Genomic DNA, 18,775 nt, shown 5'->3' with positions numbered 1-18,775 from the left:
ATGTAGGACGTCCGAGCTCGTAGGATGACTGTAAGTCGCATCACAGCCTCCCGTCAAGCGCCGCCCGCCCCGTTCGCCCGTTCCCCGGCCGGACGCTCTCTCACTTAATGTGGGTTTTTCCCGGACGCTCTCTCAGTCCGACGTGCTGACGCGCCCTGTGCGGGTGTCAAAGCTGAACGCCCGACGGCGGCGCACGGCTGTGGTGCCCCGCGTGGCGGTCACGTCGAACACCACGTCAGCGCTGCCGCGTGCGGCGTCCGCCTCGGTGATGGTGTAGCCCGGACTGAAGTAGAGGGCTTCCTCGCCGGGGCCCAGATCCGCTGCGGCGAAGGCGTCCGCGCCGGGTCCGGACAGCCGGACGCCCGTCAGCAGCGAGGGTCCGTCGTTGCGGGCGCGGCCGGTAAAGGCAAGGATGTCGCCGGTTTTATAGCCCGGAATAATGGGGCCGTAGTTGAGGTCCTGCGCTTCCCGGGTACCGATCACCTGAGCCGCTTCGGCCGTGTAGCCCTGGCCGATCTCCTTCCAGGTGTGCACGCCCCATTCGTCGCCGCCGGCCGGCATCACGTAGAAGTCGCCCGCGTTTTGCCAGACAGGCGGACGGCCGGGGGTGATGGAACGGAGCTCCATGTCGAAGACGAGGGCGTCCTCGCCGGGCAGGAAGCCGTCACCGTCCGCCGCGCCGTTGCTTGAAAGGCCCCCGCTGAGTTGCCCGGTCAGCTGCCCCGTCAGCTGCTCCGCAGGAACAGACGCAAACACAATCTCCCGGTAGCCCTGCCGCTCATACAGGATGCCGATGTTGCCGTCCGGAAGGCGGGCGGCCGTCGAATAGGCCGAGCTTCCCGGGCACAGCACCAGCTTGGCCGGCCAGCTGCGCCCATCGTCAGTGGACAGGCTCAGGACGGTGTTCCGTCGCAGAGCCGTGTCGTGGTTGTTCGTGGCCAGCAGCCACGAACCGGTTCCTTCCCCGGCAAAGGAGGTCACCGATGGCCGGCCGTCGAAGCGGACCAGGGAACCGTTGTCGCCCGGGTCCGGGAGGTCCTCAATGGGGACCAGCGCACTCCAGGTGGCGCCGCCGTCGTCGGACGTTGCGGACAGTCGGCGCGGTGTACCGCGGCTGTGGAGGAGAAGCCGGCCGTCCGCGAGGGCGGCAACCTTGTTTTCGTTCGGGCTGAAGCCGTGGGTGCCGGCGCCGATCAGCTCCCCGAGCGTCCAGTTCTCGCCATGGTCGTCGCTGAAAGCGGATGCGGCCATGATCCCGCCGCCGGCAAGGACCACAAACTGCTGCACCAGTCGGCCGCTGAATGGCCCTGTATGGACCTGGATGCCTTGGCCCGCCGCCGCGAAGATCCCGGTGATGACGGGCTCATCCGGGCGCACCGGCGGCCGGAGCTTGAGCTGGGCGGTGATCCGGCGGTGCTGCCAGGTCAGGCCGTCGTCATCGGAAAAGCTCAGGTCGCAGTGCTGGACGAGGTCGTCCGGCTCGAGTTCGGGCACGGCCTCGAAAAAGCCGGCGCAGGTTCCGGCAGCGTGGAACATAAAAATCCGTCCCGTCACCATGTCCACTAGCAGGCTCGGGTCGCCGTAGCCGTTGAGGCCGCCGCCTGTCCGCACCACCTGCTGGGGTCCCCACGTCCTGCCGTTGTCGGTGCTGCGCCGGAGCAGGAGATCGATCGGGTTGGGCAGGTCGTCGAGGTTGGGGCGGCCGTCATAGGCAGCCAGGACGGTGCCCGTGCGCGAGACGGCGAGGGCGGGGATCCTGTATTGGCGGTAGCCGCCGGCACCCCGGACTGCGAGCACGTGTTCGACGTCGGGCACTGCGGCCGCCATCGGCAGGACATGGGATGTCATATCTTTATGGTAGGTGATGGGTAAACAAACCTGCGTGGCCAGGCCGCTCCTCTGGCAGAGTATGACCATGCTCACTGTAATTGGCGAGGGCCTTGTTGACGTTGTCCAGCGCGCCTCCGGAATCGAAGCCCATGTAGGCGGCAGCCCGCTCAATGTTGCGGTGGGCCTGGCCCGTCTTGACCATCCGGTGCAGTTCATCGGCCGTTACGGCCGCGATGCCTATGGGGACGCCGTTGCCGCCCACCTGCGCACCAGTTCGGTGATGCTGCCGCAGGGCCCCGATGAGTTGCCTACCAGCGTGGCCACGGCACTGATAGACGACGACGGCGCCGCCACCTATACGTTCGATCTCACCTGGGAGCTTCCCCACCTGGCCGACCGGCTCGCCTTTATGCTGCAGGGCACCACGCTGCTGCATACCGGGTCCATCGCCACCATGCTGGCGCCGGGCGCGACGGCGGTGCTCGCCGCCGTCGAGTACGCCCACCCGTCCGCCACCATCAGCTTCGACCCCAATTGCCGGCCCAGCATCATTACCGACGTGGACTATGCGCGGAAGCAGGCGGAGAAGTTCGCGTCCCTGGCGGATGTAGTTAAGGCCTCGGATGAAGACCTGGAATGGCTCTACCCGGGGGCAGATCCGCTGGATTCGGCCCGCCGGTGGCTTGCCCTGGGTGGTGACGAAGGGCCGGCGGTGGTGGTGGTGACCCGGGGCGCGGCCGGTCCGTGGGGGATCACCGCTGCGGGCGAGGCGGAGTGCCCGGCGCCGGACGTCGAGGTCGCTGACACCGTCGGCGCCGGCGATTCGTTTATGGCCGCCCTGCTCTCCGGCATCGTTGACCGCGGCCTGGATGGCGCGCAGAACCGCAAGGACCTGCGTGAGCTTCCGGCCGAGGGCCTTGCCGAGCTCCTTGCCCACGCTTCGCGCGCGGCCGCCGTCACAGTTTCCCGGCCCGGCGCCAACCCGCCCACGCGGGCGGAACTGAACTCGGTTCCCGAGGAGTAAGCGCAGGAGCCGCGGCTCCTGCGCCCTTTTCAGGGGCGCCGGTCAGCCTGGTAGACGTCCGGGATGCCGTCGTGGTCCGAATCGATGGCTTCTTCGGCTTCCGCGATTCTGTACTGGCGGTTTCGTGTGCTCAGCACGATGGAGGCAAGGGCGGCTGCGAGCAGTGACGCAGTGAGGATGCCAACCTTCGCATGGTCGTCATACAGGCTGCCGTGTCCGAAGCTCAGTTCGGCTACGAGCAGTGAGACAGTAAAGCCGATTCCGGCCAGCAGTGACACGCCAAAAATGTCGATCCACTTGAAGGATTTGTCGAGGGACGCCCTGGTTGCCTTGGTGAGGACCCACGTGGTTCCCAGGATGCCGGCCGGCTTGCCCAGGACCAGCGCCAGGATGATGCCCACCGCCACCGGGTCGGTGAGCGCAGAACCGAGGCCCTCCCAGCCGCCAACCGAGACGCCGGCCGAGAAAAAGGCAAAGACGGGGACGGCAATGCCTGCGGAAATCGGCCGGAACCGGTGTTCGAAGATCTCCGAGAGCCCGGGGCCGGCGGCCGGGCCGCCGCTTGCCTTGGACCGGATCACCGGCACGGCGAATCCCAGCAGCACCCCCGCCACCGTGGCGTGGATACCGGACGCGTGCACCAGCGCCCAGGTGGCCACTCCCAAAGGAAGCAGGATGACCCAGGCGGCGGCGGCCCTGATGCCGAAGAAGCGTCGGTACTTCTGGGCCAGGAAGGTATAGAGAGCCAGGGGAACCAACGCGAACAGCAGCGGCCCCGCCTGGATGTCGCTTGAGTAGAACACGGCGATGATGCTGATCGCTATCAGGTCATCCACAACGGCCAGCGTCAGCAGGAAGATCCGGAGCGCGCTGGGGAGGTGGGACCCGATAATGGCCAGTACCGCCACAGCGAAGGCTATGTCCGTGGCAGTGGGAATGGCCCAGCCCCGCAGCGTTTCCGGGCTGGCAGCATTGACCGCGGCATAGATCACCGCGGGGATGGCCACGCCTCCGGCTGCCGCGGCGATGGGCACAATTGACGTGCTGAACCGGCGGAGGTCCCCGGCGACGAATTCGCGCTTGAGTTCAAGTCCCACGAGGAAGAAGAAAACAGCCAGCAGGCCGTCCGCTGCCCACGCGCCCAGGCTCAACTCCAGATGCCAGGGCTCATAGCCGATCCGGTAGTCCCGTAAGGAGAAATAGCTTTCCGAGGCGGGAGAGTTTGCCCAGATCAGGGCAATGATGGCGCCTGCTACGAGCAAGGCCCCGCCAACGGTTTCTTTCCGGAGAATCTCGCCAATTCTCAACGACTCGGCGTAACTTCCCCGTCCGAAGACAGAAATGCGGGGTGGAGTACGGTTTTGGCTCACAGGAGGCGTCCTTAAGTAGGCTCGACAAAATCATGCCGACCAGACTTCCCGGCTCACCTCCACCCAGTCTACCTGCGGGACCCGTTGCGCTTTCCGCGGCGTGCCCGTCGTAGGCTGAAGTCCACAGGATGGACAGGAGACCGAGGTGGACCGGACGACGGCAGCGGCAGGAACAACGTTGGATGAGGTGATGGCCGAGTTGGCCGCGCTGGAGGACCCGAGGGCCCGTGAGGTAAACGCCAAACACGGCGACGACCACGGGATAAACCTCGGCAAGCTGCGGGCAGTGGCCAAGCGGCTCAAGACCCGGCAGGACCTTGCGCTTGAGCTGTGGGCCACCGGGGATACAGCGGCCCGGCTGTTGGCCCTGCTGATCTGCCGACCGAAGGCGTTCGACAGTGCTGAGCTGGACGCCATGCTGCGCCAGGCGGGGACGCCCAAAGTACAGGACTGGCTGGTGAACTATGTTGTGAAGAAGAGCCCGCACGCAGAGGCTCTGCGTGAGCTCTGGTTCACCGACCGGGATCCGGTGGTGGCCAGTGCCGGCTGGGCTCTGACCAGCGACCGTGTGGTGAAAAAGCCCGAGGGCCTCGACCTGCCGGCACTCCTGGACATCATCGAAGCGGAGATGCAGGCCGCACCGGACCGGCTGCAGTGGGCCATGAACCACTGCCTGGCACAGATCGGCATTGAGCACGCCGGGTACCGGGCCCGCGCCCTGGACATCGGGGAGCGCCTGCAGGTGCTCAAGGACTACCCGACGCCGCCGAACTGCACCTCTCCGTTCGCGCCCGTCTGGATCACCGAGATGGTGAAGCGGCAGCAGCAATAGGGGGTTGGCTGATCGAGCGGCGAGCTCTCGGCGCTAAGACCGGCGCTTAGCGCCGAGAGCTCGCCACTCGACGGGCCTGGCCGGGCCCGTCGAGCGAGAGGCTACTCCTTGCCCAGCCCGGCCGCCGAGGTCTTCTCTCCGGTGACTTCGTTCAGGGCCTTGAGGTCGAAGATGCCGTTGATGTCAGCCTGCTTGGTGGTGCCCGCCTCCACGCCGTCCTTCAGCAGCTTGGGGTAGGTTCCGGCCAGCGGATCCACGGTAAAGACGATGTTCTGCAGGGACCGCTCAATCACGTCGCCCTTGAGCTCGGCTCCGGCTGCTTCCTTGAGTGCCGCGTTGATGACGGTGGCCTTCTCGCCGGCGGCCGCCCCGTTCAGCCACTCGACTGACTTCACGTGGCCGCGGAGGAGGGCCTTGACCGTGTCCGGGTGGTCGGCGGCGAACTTCTTGTTCACAATCAGGATGGTGGTGGGGAACTCGCCCGCCTTGCCGGAGAGCGAACCGTCCCAGAGGTCCTTTTCGTCCACCAGCACCTTCGCTCCGGCGGTCAGCACCAGGCGGGACGCCCAGGGCTCAGGTAACCACGCGCCGTCGAGCTTTCCGTCCTGGAACAGCTTCAGGGTCTGCGCATTTTCGGTGGGGTTGATGGCGACGTCGCCGCTGCCGTCAACGTTGGTTTTGTAGCCCTGGGTGGCCAGCCAGGCGCGGAGCGCCACGTCCTGCGTGCCGCCAAGCTGCGGCGAGGCCAAGGTTTTTCCGCGGAGATCAGCCGCGGAGGTGATCTCCGGCTTGACCACCAGCTGAGCACCTCCCGCAGCCGCGCCGGCGATGATGTTCACCGATTCCCCGCCGCTCTTGACGAAGGAATTGATGGCAGGGTTCGGTCCGATGTACGTGGCGTCGATGGCGCCGGCGTTCAAGGCCTCGATCGCGGCAGGCCCGGCGTTGAAGACCTGCGTGCTGAGCGTGGTCCCGCCCAGTTCGTCAGCGATGTGACCCTGGCTGACGCCCACAAGTGCGGGGGCGTGGGTGACATTGCCGAAGTAGCCCAGTTTCAGCTCGGCGGCGGCATTGCCCGGAGCCGCAACGGACGCGGCAGGTGCGGCAGCGTTGTTGTTGACGGCCGAGGCCACGGCAACGCCGCCGCCGATCAGGGCCAGGACGCCGGCCACAATGCCGACTTTCAGGCCCAGCGGCCGCTTCGGAGTTGCTGCCTGCCCGGCCACAATACGGGTGGAAGCCGGCTGGTTTTGCGGACTGTGGTCGTGGGGATTGCTCACTGGAATTCCTTTGCTGGGGGAGGTGTTGAAACGAGATTACGGACGGCCCTGACCCGCCACAACGGTTCCGGACACGGGCGTTCACCGGACGTAGCGCAGGCTCAACACGGCGTCGCGGAGAGTAAGAAAACGTCTCGGGAGGACTCCAACGAACCCTCCGCCCAAGCCAAAGCCGCCGGTTCGGCCTGCCCGCTGCCCCACGTAGACTGGCAGCATGCGGCTGGTAGCAAGTGATATTGACGGAACCATCCTTGGGCACGATGGAAAGATCAGTGACCGCACCATCCGCGCCTTCCACGCCTGCCGGGACGCCGGCATCGAACTCGTGTTTGTCACCGGCCGTCCGCCGCGCTGGCTCCACCCCCTTGAGGAACAGCTGGGCCACACCGGCACTGTCATCTGCTCCAACGGCGCCGTGGTGTGGGACCTCGAAGCGGACCGGCTGGTCTCCGCCCAGACCCTGGATCTGGAGGCGGTGCGGGAGATCCGGCGGATCATCAAGGGCCTGCGCCCGGCCGCGCTGTTCGCCGCAGAGACCCTCACCGGGTTCCACCTGGAGCCGGGCTTCATCGAGAACGGCTCCAGCGAACTGCTGTCCGAATTCACCCCCGCCCCGTTGACGGACACGCTGACCGCGGACGACGCCGTCGTGAAGTTCCTTGCCATCGTCCGGGAGGGCACCCCGGACGACTTCCTCGCTGCCGTGCGGCCCGCCGTGGCGCACCTGGCCTACGCGACGCACTCCGCCCCCAGCGTTGCCATGCTGGAACTGTCCCTTCCCGGCGTCAACAAGGCTGTCACCCTGGCCGAGTACGCGAAGTCCCTCGCCATCGACGCCGACGATGTGGTGGCCTTCGGTGACATGCCCAATGACGTCGAGATGCTGCGCTGGGCCGGCCACGGGTACGCCATGGCCAGCGGCCATCCGGCAGCCATCCGCGCCGCAGGGCAGCAGGCTCCGCATTTCGACGACGACGGCGTTGCCCAGGTTCTTGAGGCCCGGCTCGCAGCGCTGGGGCTGGAACTCTCCTGATCCCGCACGCACGCCGGTCTTCACAGCTTCCGCTCACCTGACGTTCACTTTCACGCCCTAAAGTGGGCCGTGGATATTCTCATCCACAGCTCGAGGGGAAGTTATGGCAAAGAACGGCAACCAACGCGCGGCTGACGCACCGCTGCGGCCGGCAGAACCGGCCGCCCACTGGAAAGCGCTGAAAGAGGGCGACCGCGTGCGGGTCTTCCTTAGCCCCGGTTACGAAACCGGCGGACTTGTGGACGCCAAAACCTCGGACCACACCGCCATCTGGGTGGATCTCGACGACGGACGGGGGCGCACCCTGCTGCACTGCAGTGACGATGTGGAGATTGTGCTGCAGGAGGCGTAGTGGGCCGGTTCCGGTACGCTCACAGCGTGACCTGGCCCTACTTTGAAACGTCCGGCGATGCTTCGCGTCCCCCGCGCCCCGTGGCCATGGCCCACCGGGGATTCTCCCGGAATGGACTCGAAAACTCGATGGCCGCGTTCCGCGCCGCCGTCGATCTCGGGTATCAGCATCTCGAAACGGATGTCCACACCACGTCCGACGGCGTCCTGCTGCTCTTCCACGACGACACCCTGGAGCGGGTCACCGACGGCCGCGGCCGCATCTCCGACCTGACGGCCGCCGAGGTGGCAGCTGCCCGGATCGGCGGACTCGAGCCCGTCCCGCTGTTCGATGAGCTGTTTACGGCGTTCCCGCACGCGCGGGTGAACCTGGACGTCAAAGACCGGGCCTCCGTCCGCAGCCTCGCCGCCGCCATTGAACGGCACGGGGCCCACGACCGGGTCCTGGTAGCAAGTTTTTCGGACCGCCGACGCCGGGCGGTGCTGAAACTGTTGAGCCGGCCGGTCGCGTCGTCGGCAGGGGTGATGACGAACGGACTGTTCGTCCTGCTCGGCCCGCTGCTTCCGGCCGGCCTGCTGCGCCTTGTGCTTCGGCGCCCGTTGCGCGATGTCCAGGCGCTGCAGGTTCCGGTCCGCCACGGTGTCATTCCTGTGGTCACGGCGGGCTTCGTCCGGCGTGCGCACCGCCTCGGCCTGGTGGTCCATGCCTGGACCATCAACGGGCCAGCAGAGATGCACCGGCTGCTGGACCTCGGCGTGGACGGGATCGTCACGGACCGGGCGGATCTACTCAAGCAGGTGCTGCAGGAGCGGGGCGAGTGGCCGGGCAGCTGACCGTGCCACGCGCCCGCCGCTTACGCCCCCGCCAACCCGGGTCAGCCGCGGCCAAGCCCCGTGGAAGGATCTTCGTCGCCCTCTCCCGGATCGGCGCGAAGCCCGCCTGGATCGCCTTCCGGCAATCCTGCCGGGCCCGGAACGTGGCGGGGAGCATCAGGCGTGCCGGTGGCCCCGGAATCTGTGGTCCCGCGTTCGTTGGCGGCCGGGACAGGGTTGGCGGACACCGGTCCAGTGGCACTGCCGGGTTTCAGGCCAGGAGCCTTCTCCTTCTCGGCTTCCATGGCATTGGAACCCTCGCTGATGGATGAGTGCACTTCAACGTCGTTGTTGGGATCCGTTGGCTCCGGGACGTCTGTGCCCTCAGTCGGTTTGGAGGTACCTGCCAGGTCCTCCATCGCGTTCTCGGCCGCTTTGCTGATGCTGTCGCCAATGCCCATCAAACCGCTCCTTCCTGAAAATGAGAGCCCGGCGCTACCGAATGAATTCCCGCCGGAGCCTATCCTCCAGAATTATCAGCATGCTTACAATTAGTCCAGAGCTGGGGACCAGCCGCAGCCGACCCGAGGAAGGAACCGGTCCCATGAGCAGCAACCAACCGGAAGAAGACCCTGCAGGTTCAGTGAACGAGCCCCGTCCGCCCGCGAAGGACTCCGGGGGCTCGGCCAACCCGGACCCTGCGGAGGGGAACGTCACCGGCCTGGAGCCCGGCGGGGGAGTGCCGCCGGGTGAGACTCCTCCCATGGAGGACCAGATGAGCGGCGATCAGGGGCACGACGAGTAGCACGGCTTCGCAGGTCCCGTGATGATCAGCGCCGGTCAGCTCCGCCGTGGCCCGGGTAGGCGTGCCCGGTTTCGGAAGCGGTGAGGTGCCGAAGTTCGTCCGGATCGAGGGGAGTGTTCCAGGACTCCCAGTCCTTCGGCCGTACTGAGGGCCGGCCGAGCAGGTAGCCCTGGCCGGCGCTGAAGCCCAGCTCGGTCAGGACACGCAGTTCATCGGCGGTTTCCACGCCTTCCGCCACCAGGACAGTGCCGAGCTGCGTCCCGAAATCCACCATGCAGGCGGCAACGGCCCGCTGGGAGGCGTCCCGGTCCACACCGCTGATCACGCTTCTGCCCAGCTTGATAAAGTCCGGGCGGAGGTGGAGCATCCGGCTCAGGGTGCCGGCGCTGGAGTGTGAATCGTCGATGGCGATACGCAGTCCGCGGTCCCGCAGGGGAGTAATTGCGGAAATGAAATGCGAGTATTGCTCGTCGGGAATTCCGTCCGTCAATTCCAGCACAATGCGGTCTATCGGCAACTCGATGTGGTCAAACAATTCAGGCAGCCGTGGATCGAGGCAGGACGTGGGGGAGATGTTCATGGCGACATAAAGGTGCGCCGGGAGATTTGCGGCGGCTGACGCTGCTGAGCCGAGAGCGGAGAATTCCAGGTTGGCGCCAAGTCCAACGGCGGCAGCTTCGGCAAACCATAGTTCGGCGCCGGCGCCGTCGTCACTGACAAACCGCGACAATGCCTCTACGCCCATCACGGTTTTGGAGTCCAGGCCATAAATCGGCTGGAAAGCCGTCATGAGCATTTGCTTCTCCAGCAGCGCGCTGATCCGTGAGAGGCTCCGCAGCGAGTCCAGCCGCTCAACCAGTTGTGGCGGCATGGCGTTCATGGGCTGAGGAAAGCGTGCTGCGTCAACAGCGCCTTCTTGTGCGGCGTCCAGCTGGCGCCGCTCCAAAAGGTATTCCAGCAACGCCCGTTCCGGCACGCCCGGGTTTTCGCCCAGGCGGTCGCTAAGGCGTTGGCGGATAGCTGCCCCTGCAGGATCCGAATCCGCCAATACGGCAGCGATAACTCCCCATGCTTGCACCCGAACAGTCATTAGCAACGCCCCCCAGTGACGAAGTAACGGCCCATTGGCCATTTTATTTTCAAATTTCCAGACGCCTTCGGAATTTGCTGCGTGATGTGGCCGGTCCCCTGGCCGCGGCGAATAGAATACCGCATGTTGATCGTATATCGCTACGGCCCAAAAGCGCAGCCCCTCAACGATTATCCGTAATTACTTCCCCTGCGGCCTTGGCCAGCAGCCCGCGCATCTGTTCAGGGGGAACCGGCTTACTGAAGTAATATCCCTGCGCACTGAGGCAGCCGAGGTTCCGCAGCTGCTCGGCTTGCTCGGCGGTCTCCACACCTTCCCAGACAGCCTCCAGCCCGCAGGCCCGCACAAGCTGCAGAACTGCCGCCACCAGCGCCGGCTGGCTGGGGTCTGTTCCAAGCCCCTCAATCAGGGAACGGTCCACCTTGACCCGGTCCACAGGCAGCCGGCGAAGATAGCTGATGGAGGAGTAGCCTGTGCCGAAATCGTCGATCTCGATTCCCACCCCGAGTCCGCGGAGGCCGCCCAGCGAGTACCGGTCCAGTTCATTCCCCCTGACGATGGCCACTTCCGTCAGTTCCAGGACCACCTGCTCCGGCCGGACACCGGTCTCCTTGAGCACCCCCCGGACGTCTTCGATGAACTGCAGGCTCTGCAAATCTGTTGCCGAGATGTTGATCCGGACGGAAAACGTACTGTCCACCACGGCCTCGTCGATCCAGTGCCGCAACTGGCCCACAGCCGTGGTGAGGACCCACAACCCCAGCTCCGAGATCAGCCCGGCGTCCTCGGCGAGGGGGATGAACTCGTCCGGCATGATGAGCCCGCGCGTGGGGTGCTGCCAGCGGACCAGCGCTTCGACGCCTTCGATCCGTCCGGTTTCAAGCTCAATGACGGGCTGGTAATGGAGCACCAGGCCCTCGCCCTTGACGGCGGCCCGGAGGTCATCAAGCAGTTGACTGCGGAGCCGGCGGACCAGCAGGAGCCCCGGCTCGAACACATGGAGCCGGTTCTGGCCCTCGGCCTTGGACGCGTACATCGCAACGTCGGCCTCCATCAGCAGGTCCTCCGCCGACCCGCCGGCTTCCCCGACGCTGAGCCCAATGCTCGCTCCGCAGCGGATGGTCCGGTCGGGCAGGTCGATCGGCTCCTTCAGGGCGGCGAGGATGCGTTGACCTACGACGGCGGCCTGGTCCGCTCCTGTGGCAGGCATAACGACGGCGAACTCATCCCCGCCCAGCCGGGCCACCACGTCGGTGGTCCGGACAGCGTCGCGGATCCGCCTGGCGACAGTGATCAGCACCTGGTCCCCGGCATCATGGCCAAGGGTGTCATTGATGGATTTGAAGGCATCGAGGTCCAGGAGCAATGCCACGGGCTGGCTGGCAGCCCCGCCGTCGTCGTCCTGGGCGGACTTGATTGCGGCCAGGAGTGCGGAACGGTTGGCAAGTCCGGTGAGGGGATCCTGCATGGCCATCATCTGCATTTCCCGGTGGGCTTCATGGAGGAGCTGCGTCCGGTCCTCAACGCGCTGTTCAAGTTCCTCGTAGATGATCTGCAGGTCCTCAGCCAGGAGGTTGGTGCCCATGATGATGGCATCGAGTTCGTCCCGGGCCGGTGAGACGTCAATCCGCGATTGGAGGTCGCCGGAGGCAAGCCGGACTATGCCCTCCAAAAGTTGGGACAGCCTGGGGTCATCGTCCGCGAACATGGGTCCTCCTCTCCGGGGTTCAGGGATTCTGCGATGCCCGGGCGGTGAGCGGGAGTGCGACTGTGACCGTTGTGCCGTGCCCCAGTTCCGACGCCACCTCGATGCGCCCGCCGTGGCGGTCGACGATGTCCTGGGTGATGGCCAGTCCGAGGCCGGTACCGGGCACCGCCCCGGACATGGCATTGGACGCGCGATAGAAGCGGGTGAAGATATGGGCTATCTCGTCGCTGGAGATCCCCATGCCCGTGTCTGAGACGCTAATGACCGCCCAGCGGCTGCCGTCCGATTCCGTGTTCGAGCGGCTGGCGACGTCGATCCGGCCGCCGCTTGGCGTGAACTTGATGGCGTTGGAGACCAGGTTGGTGAACACCTGCTGCAGCTGGACTTCATCCGCCATGATTTCCGGATTGTCAGCCGAGGGTGCGAGGGCGATGGTGACGTTCTGCAGCTTCGCGAGCGGCGTGAGTGCGGCGGTGACAATCCCCAGTGTCCGGTCCAGCCGGAACGGTGTCAGCTGCAGGGGGCTTAGCTCATGCCCGTTGCGGGAAACGCTCAGCATGTCTTCGATCAGCAAGCGCAGCCGTTCGGTGTTCCTGACCACGATGTCCAGCATTTGATGGACCTCCGTAGACACAGGGTCGGAAGTGTTCTCCTGGATCATGTCCAGGTACGCCATGATGGAGGTCAGCGGGGTGCGGAGCTCGTGGTTGACCGTGGCAAGGAAATCGGTCTTGGCTTTGTCCAGCTGCCGGAGCTGCTTGACCACCTGCTGCTGGCTGGTGATCAGGTGGCTCTGGATCAGGCCGTGGGCGGCGTTGCCAGCCACGTGCTGGATCAGTCCGAGCTCGGCCCGTGACCATTCCCTCGGCGAGTCCAGCAGCGCAATCCAGATGATGCCCAGCGACGAGCTCCCCTCACCCATCGCGACGGCCACGGACGCCGCCGCGCCGAGCGAGGCAAGTTCCGGGGGCAGTACGACGTCGTTACTGCCGCCCTGCACCAGCGCAGCTTCCGCGGTCAGGGACTCTGCCCGTGACCAGAGGAGATCAGCGGCCGTGCGTGCGTCGTCCACGTCCGCGAACAGGGTGTCAGGCAGTGGCGCGAGCCGGGAACGGTGCCACTGGGCGGTAATGCGCGGCACCCTGTAGTCGTCGAACGTGGTCAGCCAGACCCGGTCCGCGCCGAAAGTCTCCCCGAAGCCTTTCACCACAAAGTCGGCGATCAGCTGGGGATCGTTGGTTCCGCGGATTGCCGCGGAGACGTGGCGGAGCCTTTCCCGCAGTGCCTCCGCTTCCTGGCGTGCCTCCGCCCGGCGGGAAACCAGGTTGATCAGGGCCGTGGCGCGGTGCACCAGTTCCTTGCCCGAGGGCGGCTTGGCCACGCAGTCCCGCACGCCGGCATGCTCCACGGCCTTGACTTCCGCGGGATTGTCCAGGTCTACGAGCACCAGCACGGGAGCGGCGGCGTCGATGTCCGAAAGAGAACTGTCCAGGACGAGTACGGAGGGCTCACCGTCATCGAGCAGGGCGCTGAGGCCGGCGGCGCTGCCGGCGGTGCGGACGGTGAAGCCCCCGGCTTCCAGGGCTGCCGCGCTGACGTCCCGGCGGCCGGCGTCGGGGTCTGCAACAACGGCCACGTATGGCACAGTCGCAACATGTGGCGTGTCCGTAGGCAACCCCGTCCCCCTCGCTGTTGATTTAGTACCGGATCAGTCCTGAATGAGTACATTGTAGGGTGACGGGGCACACCTGGTGCTTATAAAAGATCTGCGGAGGGGTAATAGTGACGAGTCAGCCTCCTGAAGCTGCCAAGGCGGATCTGACACTGGACGCGCAGGGTGTTGTCCAGTTGAAGTGGCCGCGCGGGGTGTCCATCTCACAAACCGACGCCGAGGCAGCGATGCGCGGCGTGAATGAACTGTGCGGGGAGCTGCGCCATCCCATGCTGGTGGACATGGCCACCACGGCACAGGTCAGCCGCGGTGCACGGACCGTCTTCGGCAGGCCCTGCCAGGCGTCCCGCATTGCGCTGCTGGGCTCTTCCCCGGTTGACAAGGTCCTGGCTAACTTCATCCTTGGCCTGAACAAGTTGCCCTGCCCCACGCGTTTCTTTACGGCCAGGGATGAGGCGATGGCCTGGCTGCGGAAGGGTCAGCCGGAGACAGTCTGACCGCAATCAGTCCCGCACGCAGGCCGCAACGGTCCGGGCACCTATATTTGAACGGTGTCCTCCCCGTTGAAGTCGATCCCCGCAGCCTGGCGCAAGTACCTGATCCTGCCGAAGCTCCTCAGCCTGTCCCGCTCTGCCCCGAAGGACCGGGCGATTGCCTGGGACAGGTATTGGGCCGGGATCGCCAGTACGGGTGCCCAGAGCGAAGTGTTGTGGGACTCCGGCTCCGACCACGAACTCCTCGGCTACCGCGGCATTCTGGACCGGCACTTTGATTCCAGTCTCCCCGTGGTGGATGTGGGCTGCGGGCACGGCGGCTTCAGCCGGGCCCTCGCCGCATTCTCCCCGCGGGTCATCGGGGTGGATGTATCCGGCCATGCGGTGGCCCGGGCGCGGCACGAGTCCGCCGGCATCACCAACGTCAGCTTTCTGGCGCGCGACATGACGCGGCCGGGCGGATGTGCCGGGCTGGTTGAGTCCATGGACTCGAACGTGTTCATCCGCGGCGTACTTCACGTCCTGAACGTAGCCGACCAGGCCGCGCTGCTGGAAAACCTCCGCCGCCTGGTGGGTGTCCGCGGCCGGGTTTTCCTGGCCGAGACGAACTTCAGCGGAAACCCGGTGGAATACGTCTCGCATCTGGGAGCGTCACGGCGGAGCATCCCGGCGCCGCTGGAGATGGCCATTCGGAAACTGCCCATGCCCGGCCGCTTCGGCCCGGAGGAGCTTGCCCGGGTCATGCCGCCGGACCGCTGGACCCTGGTGGAGGACGGGCCCGCCACCATCGAAACAAACCCCCTCATGGACGCCGACGGCGATAGCAGGGTCCCCGGCTACTTCGCCGTCCTCAAGGGGAAGGCCCCCGGCCAGTAAGCGCGGCTGTCCGCATCCCGGATCGGGCAAGCGCTTTCCGGCGCGTTGCTGGCATGATGGGCGGCATGCGCATTCTCATCGCCCCGGACAAATTCAAAGGCTCGCTCACCGCCGCAGAGGCCGCAGCCGCCATCGCCGAAGGCGCACTGCGTGTATACCCTGAGGCGGTGGCCAGCCAGTTTCCGATCGCCGACGGCGGCGAGGGAACCCTGGAGGCGGCCGTCGCTGCCGGCTACGAGGAGCGGCTCAATGCCGTCGTCGGGCCCATCCTTAAGCCTGTCGGCGCCGCCTGGGCTATCCGCAAAATTTCCGACGGCGGTGCTACCGCCGTCATTGAAACCGCGCAGGCGTCGGGCCTGGCGCACATGGAGCCCACGCCCGCGAATGCCCTGCGGGCCCACAGCTACGGCTGCGGGCAGTTGATCGCCGCCGCCCTGGACGCCGGTGCCACCGAAATTGTGTTGGGCCTGGGCGGCTCCGCCATGACCGACGCCGGCAGCGGCGCCCTGCGTGCGCTGGGCCTGAAGCCGCTGGACAGCGCGGGAAACGTGGTCCCCCTGGGCGGCGGATCGCTGGCCGAGGTAGTGGCCCTGGATACGTCCGGCCTGGACCCGCGGCTGTCCGCGGTGTCCTTCCGGATCGCCGTGGACGTGCAGAACCCGCTGTTCGGCAGCACCGGAGCCGCCCACGTCTTCGGGCCCCAAAAGGGTGCCGACGACGAGGCCGTGGAACTGCTCGACGCCGGCCTCCGTAACTGGGCGTCCCTGCTCCGTGAAGCAACCGGCCGGGACGTCAACGTCCCGGGCTCGGGCGCGGCAGGCGGCTTCCCGGCGTCGTTCCTTGCCTTCAGCAACGCCAGGCTGGAAAGCGGGTTTGCGCTGGTCGCCGGGCTCACGGGCCTGGCCGGGCAGCTCGACAGTGCGGACCTGGTGATTACCGGCGAAGGGTCCATGGACTCCCAGTCGCTGACGGGGAAGGCGCCCATTGCGCTCGCCGACGCCGCCCGGGAGCTGGGCATTCCGGTGATCGTGGTGGCGGGACGAATCCTGGTGACGCCGGAAGACCTGGCCGCCCATGGTGTCGTAGCCGCCGCGCAACTGCTCGATGTGGCTCCCAGCCCGGAAGACGCCGTCGCGCACGCCGCGAAGTATCTGGCCTGGGCTACCACCCAGGTCCTGGAAGGCGCCTAGGGCCCTGCGCCCGCCGCAGTCTGCGCGCCCGCACCAGTCTGCGCGCCCGCACCGGTCTGCGCGGCTGCCGCGGGCCGCGCCGGGCGGCGAGACCGCTCAGGAGCCGGTCTCATAGTGTGGCTCGGCCACCGGCTTGGATTCCGGAGAGCCCCTTTCGCGGAGATACACGGACGCGCCCACCAGGACAGCCACGGCAAGGAATTCGCTCTGCCAGTTCTGGAAGGACTCGAACCAGAACCGGCTGGTGGCCAGGTACTGCAGCCACGTCACGGCGGGCTGGCCGTGGCTTTGTTGTTCGTCGCTGTACGCGGCGGTTCCGCCGGCCGCGTGCATGCTGAAGGAGGCAAGGAACAGCAGCAGCAAGAGGATGGAGAGCGAGTGTTCGTAGAGCTTCAGGACCAGCCCGCCGCGCTTCACCGGCCACGGTGTGGCGTCCTTGATGGTGGCATCGCGCGGATCCTGGTCCTGCGGCGCGGCCTTGCCCATGGGTTTGGACTCGGAGGAACCTTTCTGGAAAAGGAACACGGTCAGGATCACATACATGGCCATCTGCAGGAACTCGGACTCCCAGTTCTCGAACGTGGCCTCCACAAAATCGCCCGTTGACAGGTACTCCAGCACGGAGACGCCGGGCTGGCCGTGGGTGGCCTGTTCCTCGCTGTAGGTGGCCGCACCGGAGAGAACCATGCCGCCGAAGAAGGCCAGGAACAGTCCGGCGTTGGCGAGCAGGAGTCCGTGTTCTTTGGCCCACTTGCGCATGTCCGCTCCTTCGCTCGATGGCCCCGTCCGCCGCGTGCCTTGGGTCGGGCCGGTTATCGTCCCTGCGCCCGGCGGTTGAGCCGGAGCGGGACATAGATCAGCAGGACCAGGAGGACAGCCAGCAGGATTCCCCCGGCGGTCAGCCCGGCTGTTCGGCCGGCCGTGACATCAAAAACCAGGGCTGCTGTTCCCACGCTGAGCATCCCCACTCCGGCGAGGGCAATTTTGGTGATGCTGTCTGCGCTGGAGACCAGCATCGCTTTGAGGCGCTGGCGGAACAGGCGGCGGTGGACGCTGACGGGAAGCAGGATGAAGGCCGTTGTCAGCGTCGCGATGACCACGTTGACGAGGTAAAGGACCACCTGGAACTCGTCCAATTCCTCGAACCGGTCCTGGAAGGGGAGTGTCAGGAGGAAGCCTGCGAGGATCTGGACTCCGGTCTGGAGCACCCGGAGTTCCTGCAGCAGCTCGGCCCAGTTCCGGTCCAGCTGCTCCTCGCGGGTTTCGTTCCGTCCGCTGTTATGGCCGGTGAAGTCCTCCACATCCGACATTGGTTCTCCTAGCTCCGGGGCATGGCCGCCAAGCCGCGTGCTCCAAAGCTAAGCCGAAGTTGCGCCAAGATCAACAATTGCTAAGCTTGCTTATTGTTTGCTCCGCACGGTGGACTTGCTCCTCCGGGCGGGATAGTTTCGAAGGGCTGGTACAGCATGGGCCCTTTGGAAACCGATTCAGTGAAGAGGTGGACTATGAGCGACAACCAGAAACAGACAGAACCGCCAGCAGACCCCCGGGGCAGCTACCATTCCGGCGGTTTCCCGAAGCAGGAGCAGGAACAGCCCGGACTGACCGCTCCCATGGATCCCAAACCGGACCACGGCGAACTCAGCTACGAAGGCCACGGCAAACTCCAGGGCAAGGCAGCGCTGATCACCGGCGGAGACTCCGGGATCGGCAAGGCTGCCGCCATCGCGTTCGCCCGCGAGGGAGCCGACGTCGCAATCTCATACCTTCCCGAAGAGGAAGAAGACGCCCAGGACACCGCTGACTGGATCCGCAAAGCCGGCCAGCGTGCGTTGTTGCTCGCCGGTGACGGGCGGGAAGAGGACTTCAGCACCCGGATCGTGGCGGACACCGTGGCTGAGTTCGGCGGACTCGATGTGGTGGTGCTGAACGCCGCCTACCAGAAGAACCGTGAGAGCCTCGAAACCCTCCCCACCGAGGAATTCGACCGGGTGTTCAAAACGAACCTGTACTCGCTGCTCTGGACGGCGCGGGCTGCGGTGACGCATCTGAAGGCCGGTGCCTCGATCATCACAACAGCCTCCATTCAGGCCTTCAACCCGTCCCCGCAGCTGATTGACTATGCCATGACCAAGGCCGCGCAGGTGGCGTTTACCAAGGCGCTGGCCCAGGAGTTGGGACCCAAAGGCATCCGCGTCAACGCCGTGGCCCCCGGCCCCATTTGGACTCCGCTGATTCCGGCAACCGAGTGGCCGGACAAGCTCCCCACGTTCGGCCAGGACACCCCGCTCCAGCGGGCGGGCCAGCCGGCTGAACTTGCTGCCGCCTATGTGCTGCTGGCATCCGAACAGGGGTCCTACATCTCAGGCGCCGTGCTGCCGGTCACCGGCGGCAAGGGTCTCTAGAA

The 18,775-nt window shown here is 66.1% G+C and carries 19 protein-coding genes; 10 read left to right on the top strand and 9 right to left on the bottom strand.

Translation table 11 applies throughout. The annotated features are described in order from the left end of the window. Positions 1 to 132: 132 nt before the first annotated feature. Positions 133 to 1,848 carry a sialidase family protein gene (locus GUV69_RS13530; RefSeq protein WP_164203165.1) on the bottom strand — a complete coding sequence of 572 codons (1,716 nt, stop codon included), beginning with the start codon at positions 1,846 to 1,848 and terminating at the stop codon, positions 133 to 135. 67 nt (positions 1,849 to 1,915) lie between these two features. Between GUV69_RS13530 and GUV69_RS13525 the strand changes: the two genes are divergently transcribed. Further along, complete coding sequence (locus tag GUV69_RS13525) at positions 1,916 to 2,854, top strand: carbohydrate kinase family protein (protein ID WP_164203163.1); 939 nt, start codon at positions 1,916 to 1,918, stop codon at positions 2,852 to 2,854. 29 nt (positions 2,855 to 2,883) lie between these two features. Here the strand turns inward: GUV69_RS13525 and nhaA are convergent, their stop codons facing one another. Further along, positions 2,884 to 4,224, bottom strand: coding sequence for a Na+/H+ antiporter NhaA (gene nhaA, locus GUV69_RS13520; protein WP_164203161.1), 1,341 nt, complete (start codon positions 4,222 to 4,224; stop codon positions 2,884 to 2,886). Between the two features lie 190 nt (positions 4,225 to 4,414). Here nhaA and GUV69_RS13515 point away from each other — a divergent pair, with 190 nt between their 5' ends. Then, a complete protein-coding gene (locus GUV69_RS13515; RefSeq protein WP_164206538.1) occupies positions 4,415 to 5,056 on the top strand; it encodes a DNA alkylation repair protein in 642 nt (213 codons plus the stop codon). Between the two features lie 101 nt (positions 5,057 to 5,157). Here the strand turns inward: GUV69_RS13515 and GUV69_RS13510 are convergent, their stop codons facing one another. After that, positions 5,158 to 6,336: an ABC transporter substrate-binding protein gene (locus GUV69_RS13510; protein WP_164203159.1), complete on the bottom strand. Its 1,179-nt coding sequence runs from the start codon at positions 6,334 to 6,336 to the stop codon at positions 5,158 to 5,160. A gap of 214 nt (positions 6,337 to 6,550) precedes the next feature. Here GUV69_RS13510 and GUV69_RS13505 point away from each other — a divergent pair, with 214 nt between their 5' ends. The 3 genes from GUV69_RS13505 to GUV69_RS13495 all read left to right on the top strand — a co-directional run bounded on the left by GUV69_RS13505 (position 6,551) and on the right by GUV69_RS13495 (position 8,554). Then, the gene (locus GUV69_RS13505) at positions 6,551 to 7,369 is read left to right on the top strand and encodes an HAD family hydrolase (RefSeq protein WP_164203157.1); all 819 of its coding nucleotides are present in this window, start codon (positions 6,551 to 6,553) and stop codon (positions 7,367 to 7,369) included. Positions 7,370 to 7,472: 103 nt separating this feature from the next. Next, a complete protein-coding gene (locus tag GUV69_RS13500) occupies positions 7,473 to 7,721 on the top strand; it encodes a hypothetical protein (protein ID WP_164203156.1) in 249 nt (82 codons plus the stop codon). A gap of 86 nt (positions 7,722 to 7,807) precedes the next feature. Next, positions 7,808 to 8,554, top strand: coding sequence for a glycerophosphodiester phosphodiesterase family protein (locus GUV69_RS13495; RefSeq protein WP_164206536.1), 747 nt, complete (start codon positions 7,808 to 7,810; stop codon positions 8,552 to 8,554). Between the two features lie 41 nt (positions 8,555 to 8,595). On the opposite strand, the gene GUV69_RS13490 is transcribed toward GUV69_RS13495, so the two are convergent. Further along, positions 8,596 to 8,994: a hypothetical protein gene (locus GUV69_RS13490; RefSeq protein ID WP_164203154.1), complete on the bottom strand. Its 399-nt coding sequence runs from the start codon at positions 8,992 to 8,994 to the stop codon at positions 8,596 to 8,598. Positions 8,995 to 9,137: 143 nt separating this feature from the next. Between GUV69_RS13490 and GUV69_RS13485 the strand changes: the two genes are divergently transcribed. Further along, positions 9,138 to 9,338 carry a DUF6480 family protein gene (locus GUV69_RS13485; protein ID WP_164203153.1) on the top strand — a complete coding sequence of 67 codons (201 nt, stop codon included), beginning with the start codon at positions 9,138 to 9,140 and terminating at the stop codon, positions 9,336 to 9,338. Between the two features lie 25 nt (positions 9,339 to 9,363). Here the strand turns inward: GUV69_RS13485 and GUV69_RS13480 are convergent, their stop codons facing one another. The 3 genes from GUV69_RS13480 to GUV69_RS13470 all read right to left on the bottom strand — a co-directional run bounded on the left by GUV69_RS13480 (position 9,364) and on the right by GUV69_RS13470 (position 13,772). Then, a complete protein-coding gene (locus GUV69_RS13480; RefSeq protein ID WP_244292720.1) occupies positions 9,364 to 10,416 on the bottom strand; it encodes an EAL domain-containing protein in 1,053 nt (350 codons plus the stop codon). 175 nt (positions 10,417 to 10,591) lie between these two features. Continuing rightward, entirely contained in the window at positions 10,592 to 12,136 is a 1,545-nt protein-coding gene (locus GUV69_RS13475; protein WP_164203149.1) for a putative bifunctional diguanylate cyclase/phosphodiesterase, read from the bottom strand. Positions 12,137 to 12,155: 19 nt separating this feature from the next. Further along, positions 12,156 to 13,772 (bottom strand): ATP-binding protein, encoded by a 1,617-nt coding sequence (locus GUV69_RS13470; protein ID WP_244292719.1) that lies wholly within the window; start codon positions 13,770 to 13,772, stop codon positions 12,156 to 12,158. A gap of 146 nt (positions 13,773 to 13,918) precedes the next feature. Here GUV69_RS13470 and GUV69_RS13465 point away from each other — a divergent pair, with 146 nt between their 5' ends. From GUV69_RS13465 to GUV69_RS13455, 3 genes are all read left to right on the top strand, one after another. After that, entirely contained in the window at positions 13,919 to 14,305 is a 387-nt protein-coding gene (locus tag GUV69_RS13465) for an STAS/SEC14 domain-containing protein (RefSeq protein WP_164203145.1), read from the top strand. A gap of 54 nt (positions 14,306 to 14,359) precedes the next feature. After that, a complete protein-coding gene (locus GUV69_RS13460; RefSeq protein WP_244292718.1) occupies positions 14,360 to 15,178 on the top strand; it encodes a class I SAM-dependent methyltransferase in 819 nt (272 codons plus the stop codon). A 65-nt stretch (positions 15,179 to 15,243) separates the two neighbouring features. Then, complete coding sequence (locus GUV69_RS13455) at positions 15,244 to 16,368, top strand: glycerate kinase (protein WP_164203143.1); 1,125 nt, start codon at positions 15,244 to 15,246, stop codon at positions 16,366 to 16,368. Positions 16,369 to 16,464: 96 nt separating this feature from the next. Here GUV69_RS13455 and GUV69_RS13450 read toward each other — a convergent pair whose 3' ends face one another. Then, complete coding sequence (locus tag GUV69_RS13450) at positions 16,465 to 17,127, bottom strand: DUF6766 family protein (RefSeq protein ID WP_164203142.1); 663 nt, start codon at positions 17,125 to 17,127, stop codon at positions 16,465 to 16,467. A gap of 53 nt (positions 17,128 to 17,180) precedes the next feature. After that, positions 17,181 to 17,678 carry a DUF6328 family protein gene (locus GUV69_RS13445; RefSeq protein WP_164203140.1) on the bottom strand — a complete coding sequence of 166 codons (498 nt, stop codon included), beginning with the start codon at positions 17,676 to 17,678 and terminating at the stop codon, positions 17,181 to 17,183. 195 nt (positions 17,679 to 17,873) lie between these two features. On the opposite strand from GUV69_RS13445, the gene GUV69_RS13440 reads away from it, so the two are divergent. Next, on the top strand, positions 17,874 to 18,773 hold the full coding sequence (locus GUV69_RS13440; RefSeq protein WP_164203138.1) for an SDR family oxidoreductase: 900 nt from the start codon (positions 17,874 to 17,876) through the stop codon (positions 18,771 to 18,773). The last annotated feature ends 2 nt before the right edge of the window (positions 18,774 to 18,775 follow it).

Origin of the sequence: [Micrococcus luteus] ATCC 49442 (assembly GCF_010367585.1) — a bacterium.
Taxonomy (GTDB): domain Bacteria; phylum Actinomycetota; class Actinomycetes; order Actinomycetales; family Micrococcaceae; genus Arthrobacter; species Arthrobacter luteus_A.
Note: the sequence above shows the minus strand (reverse complement) of the source record. Positions and strands in the feature narration are given on the sequence as shown.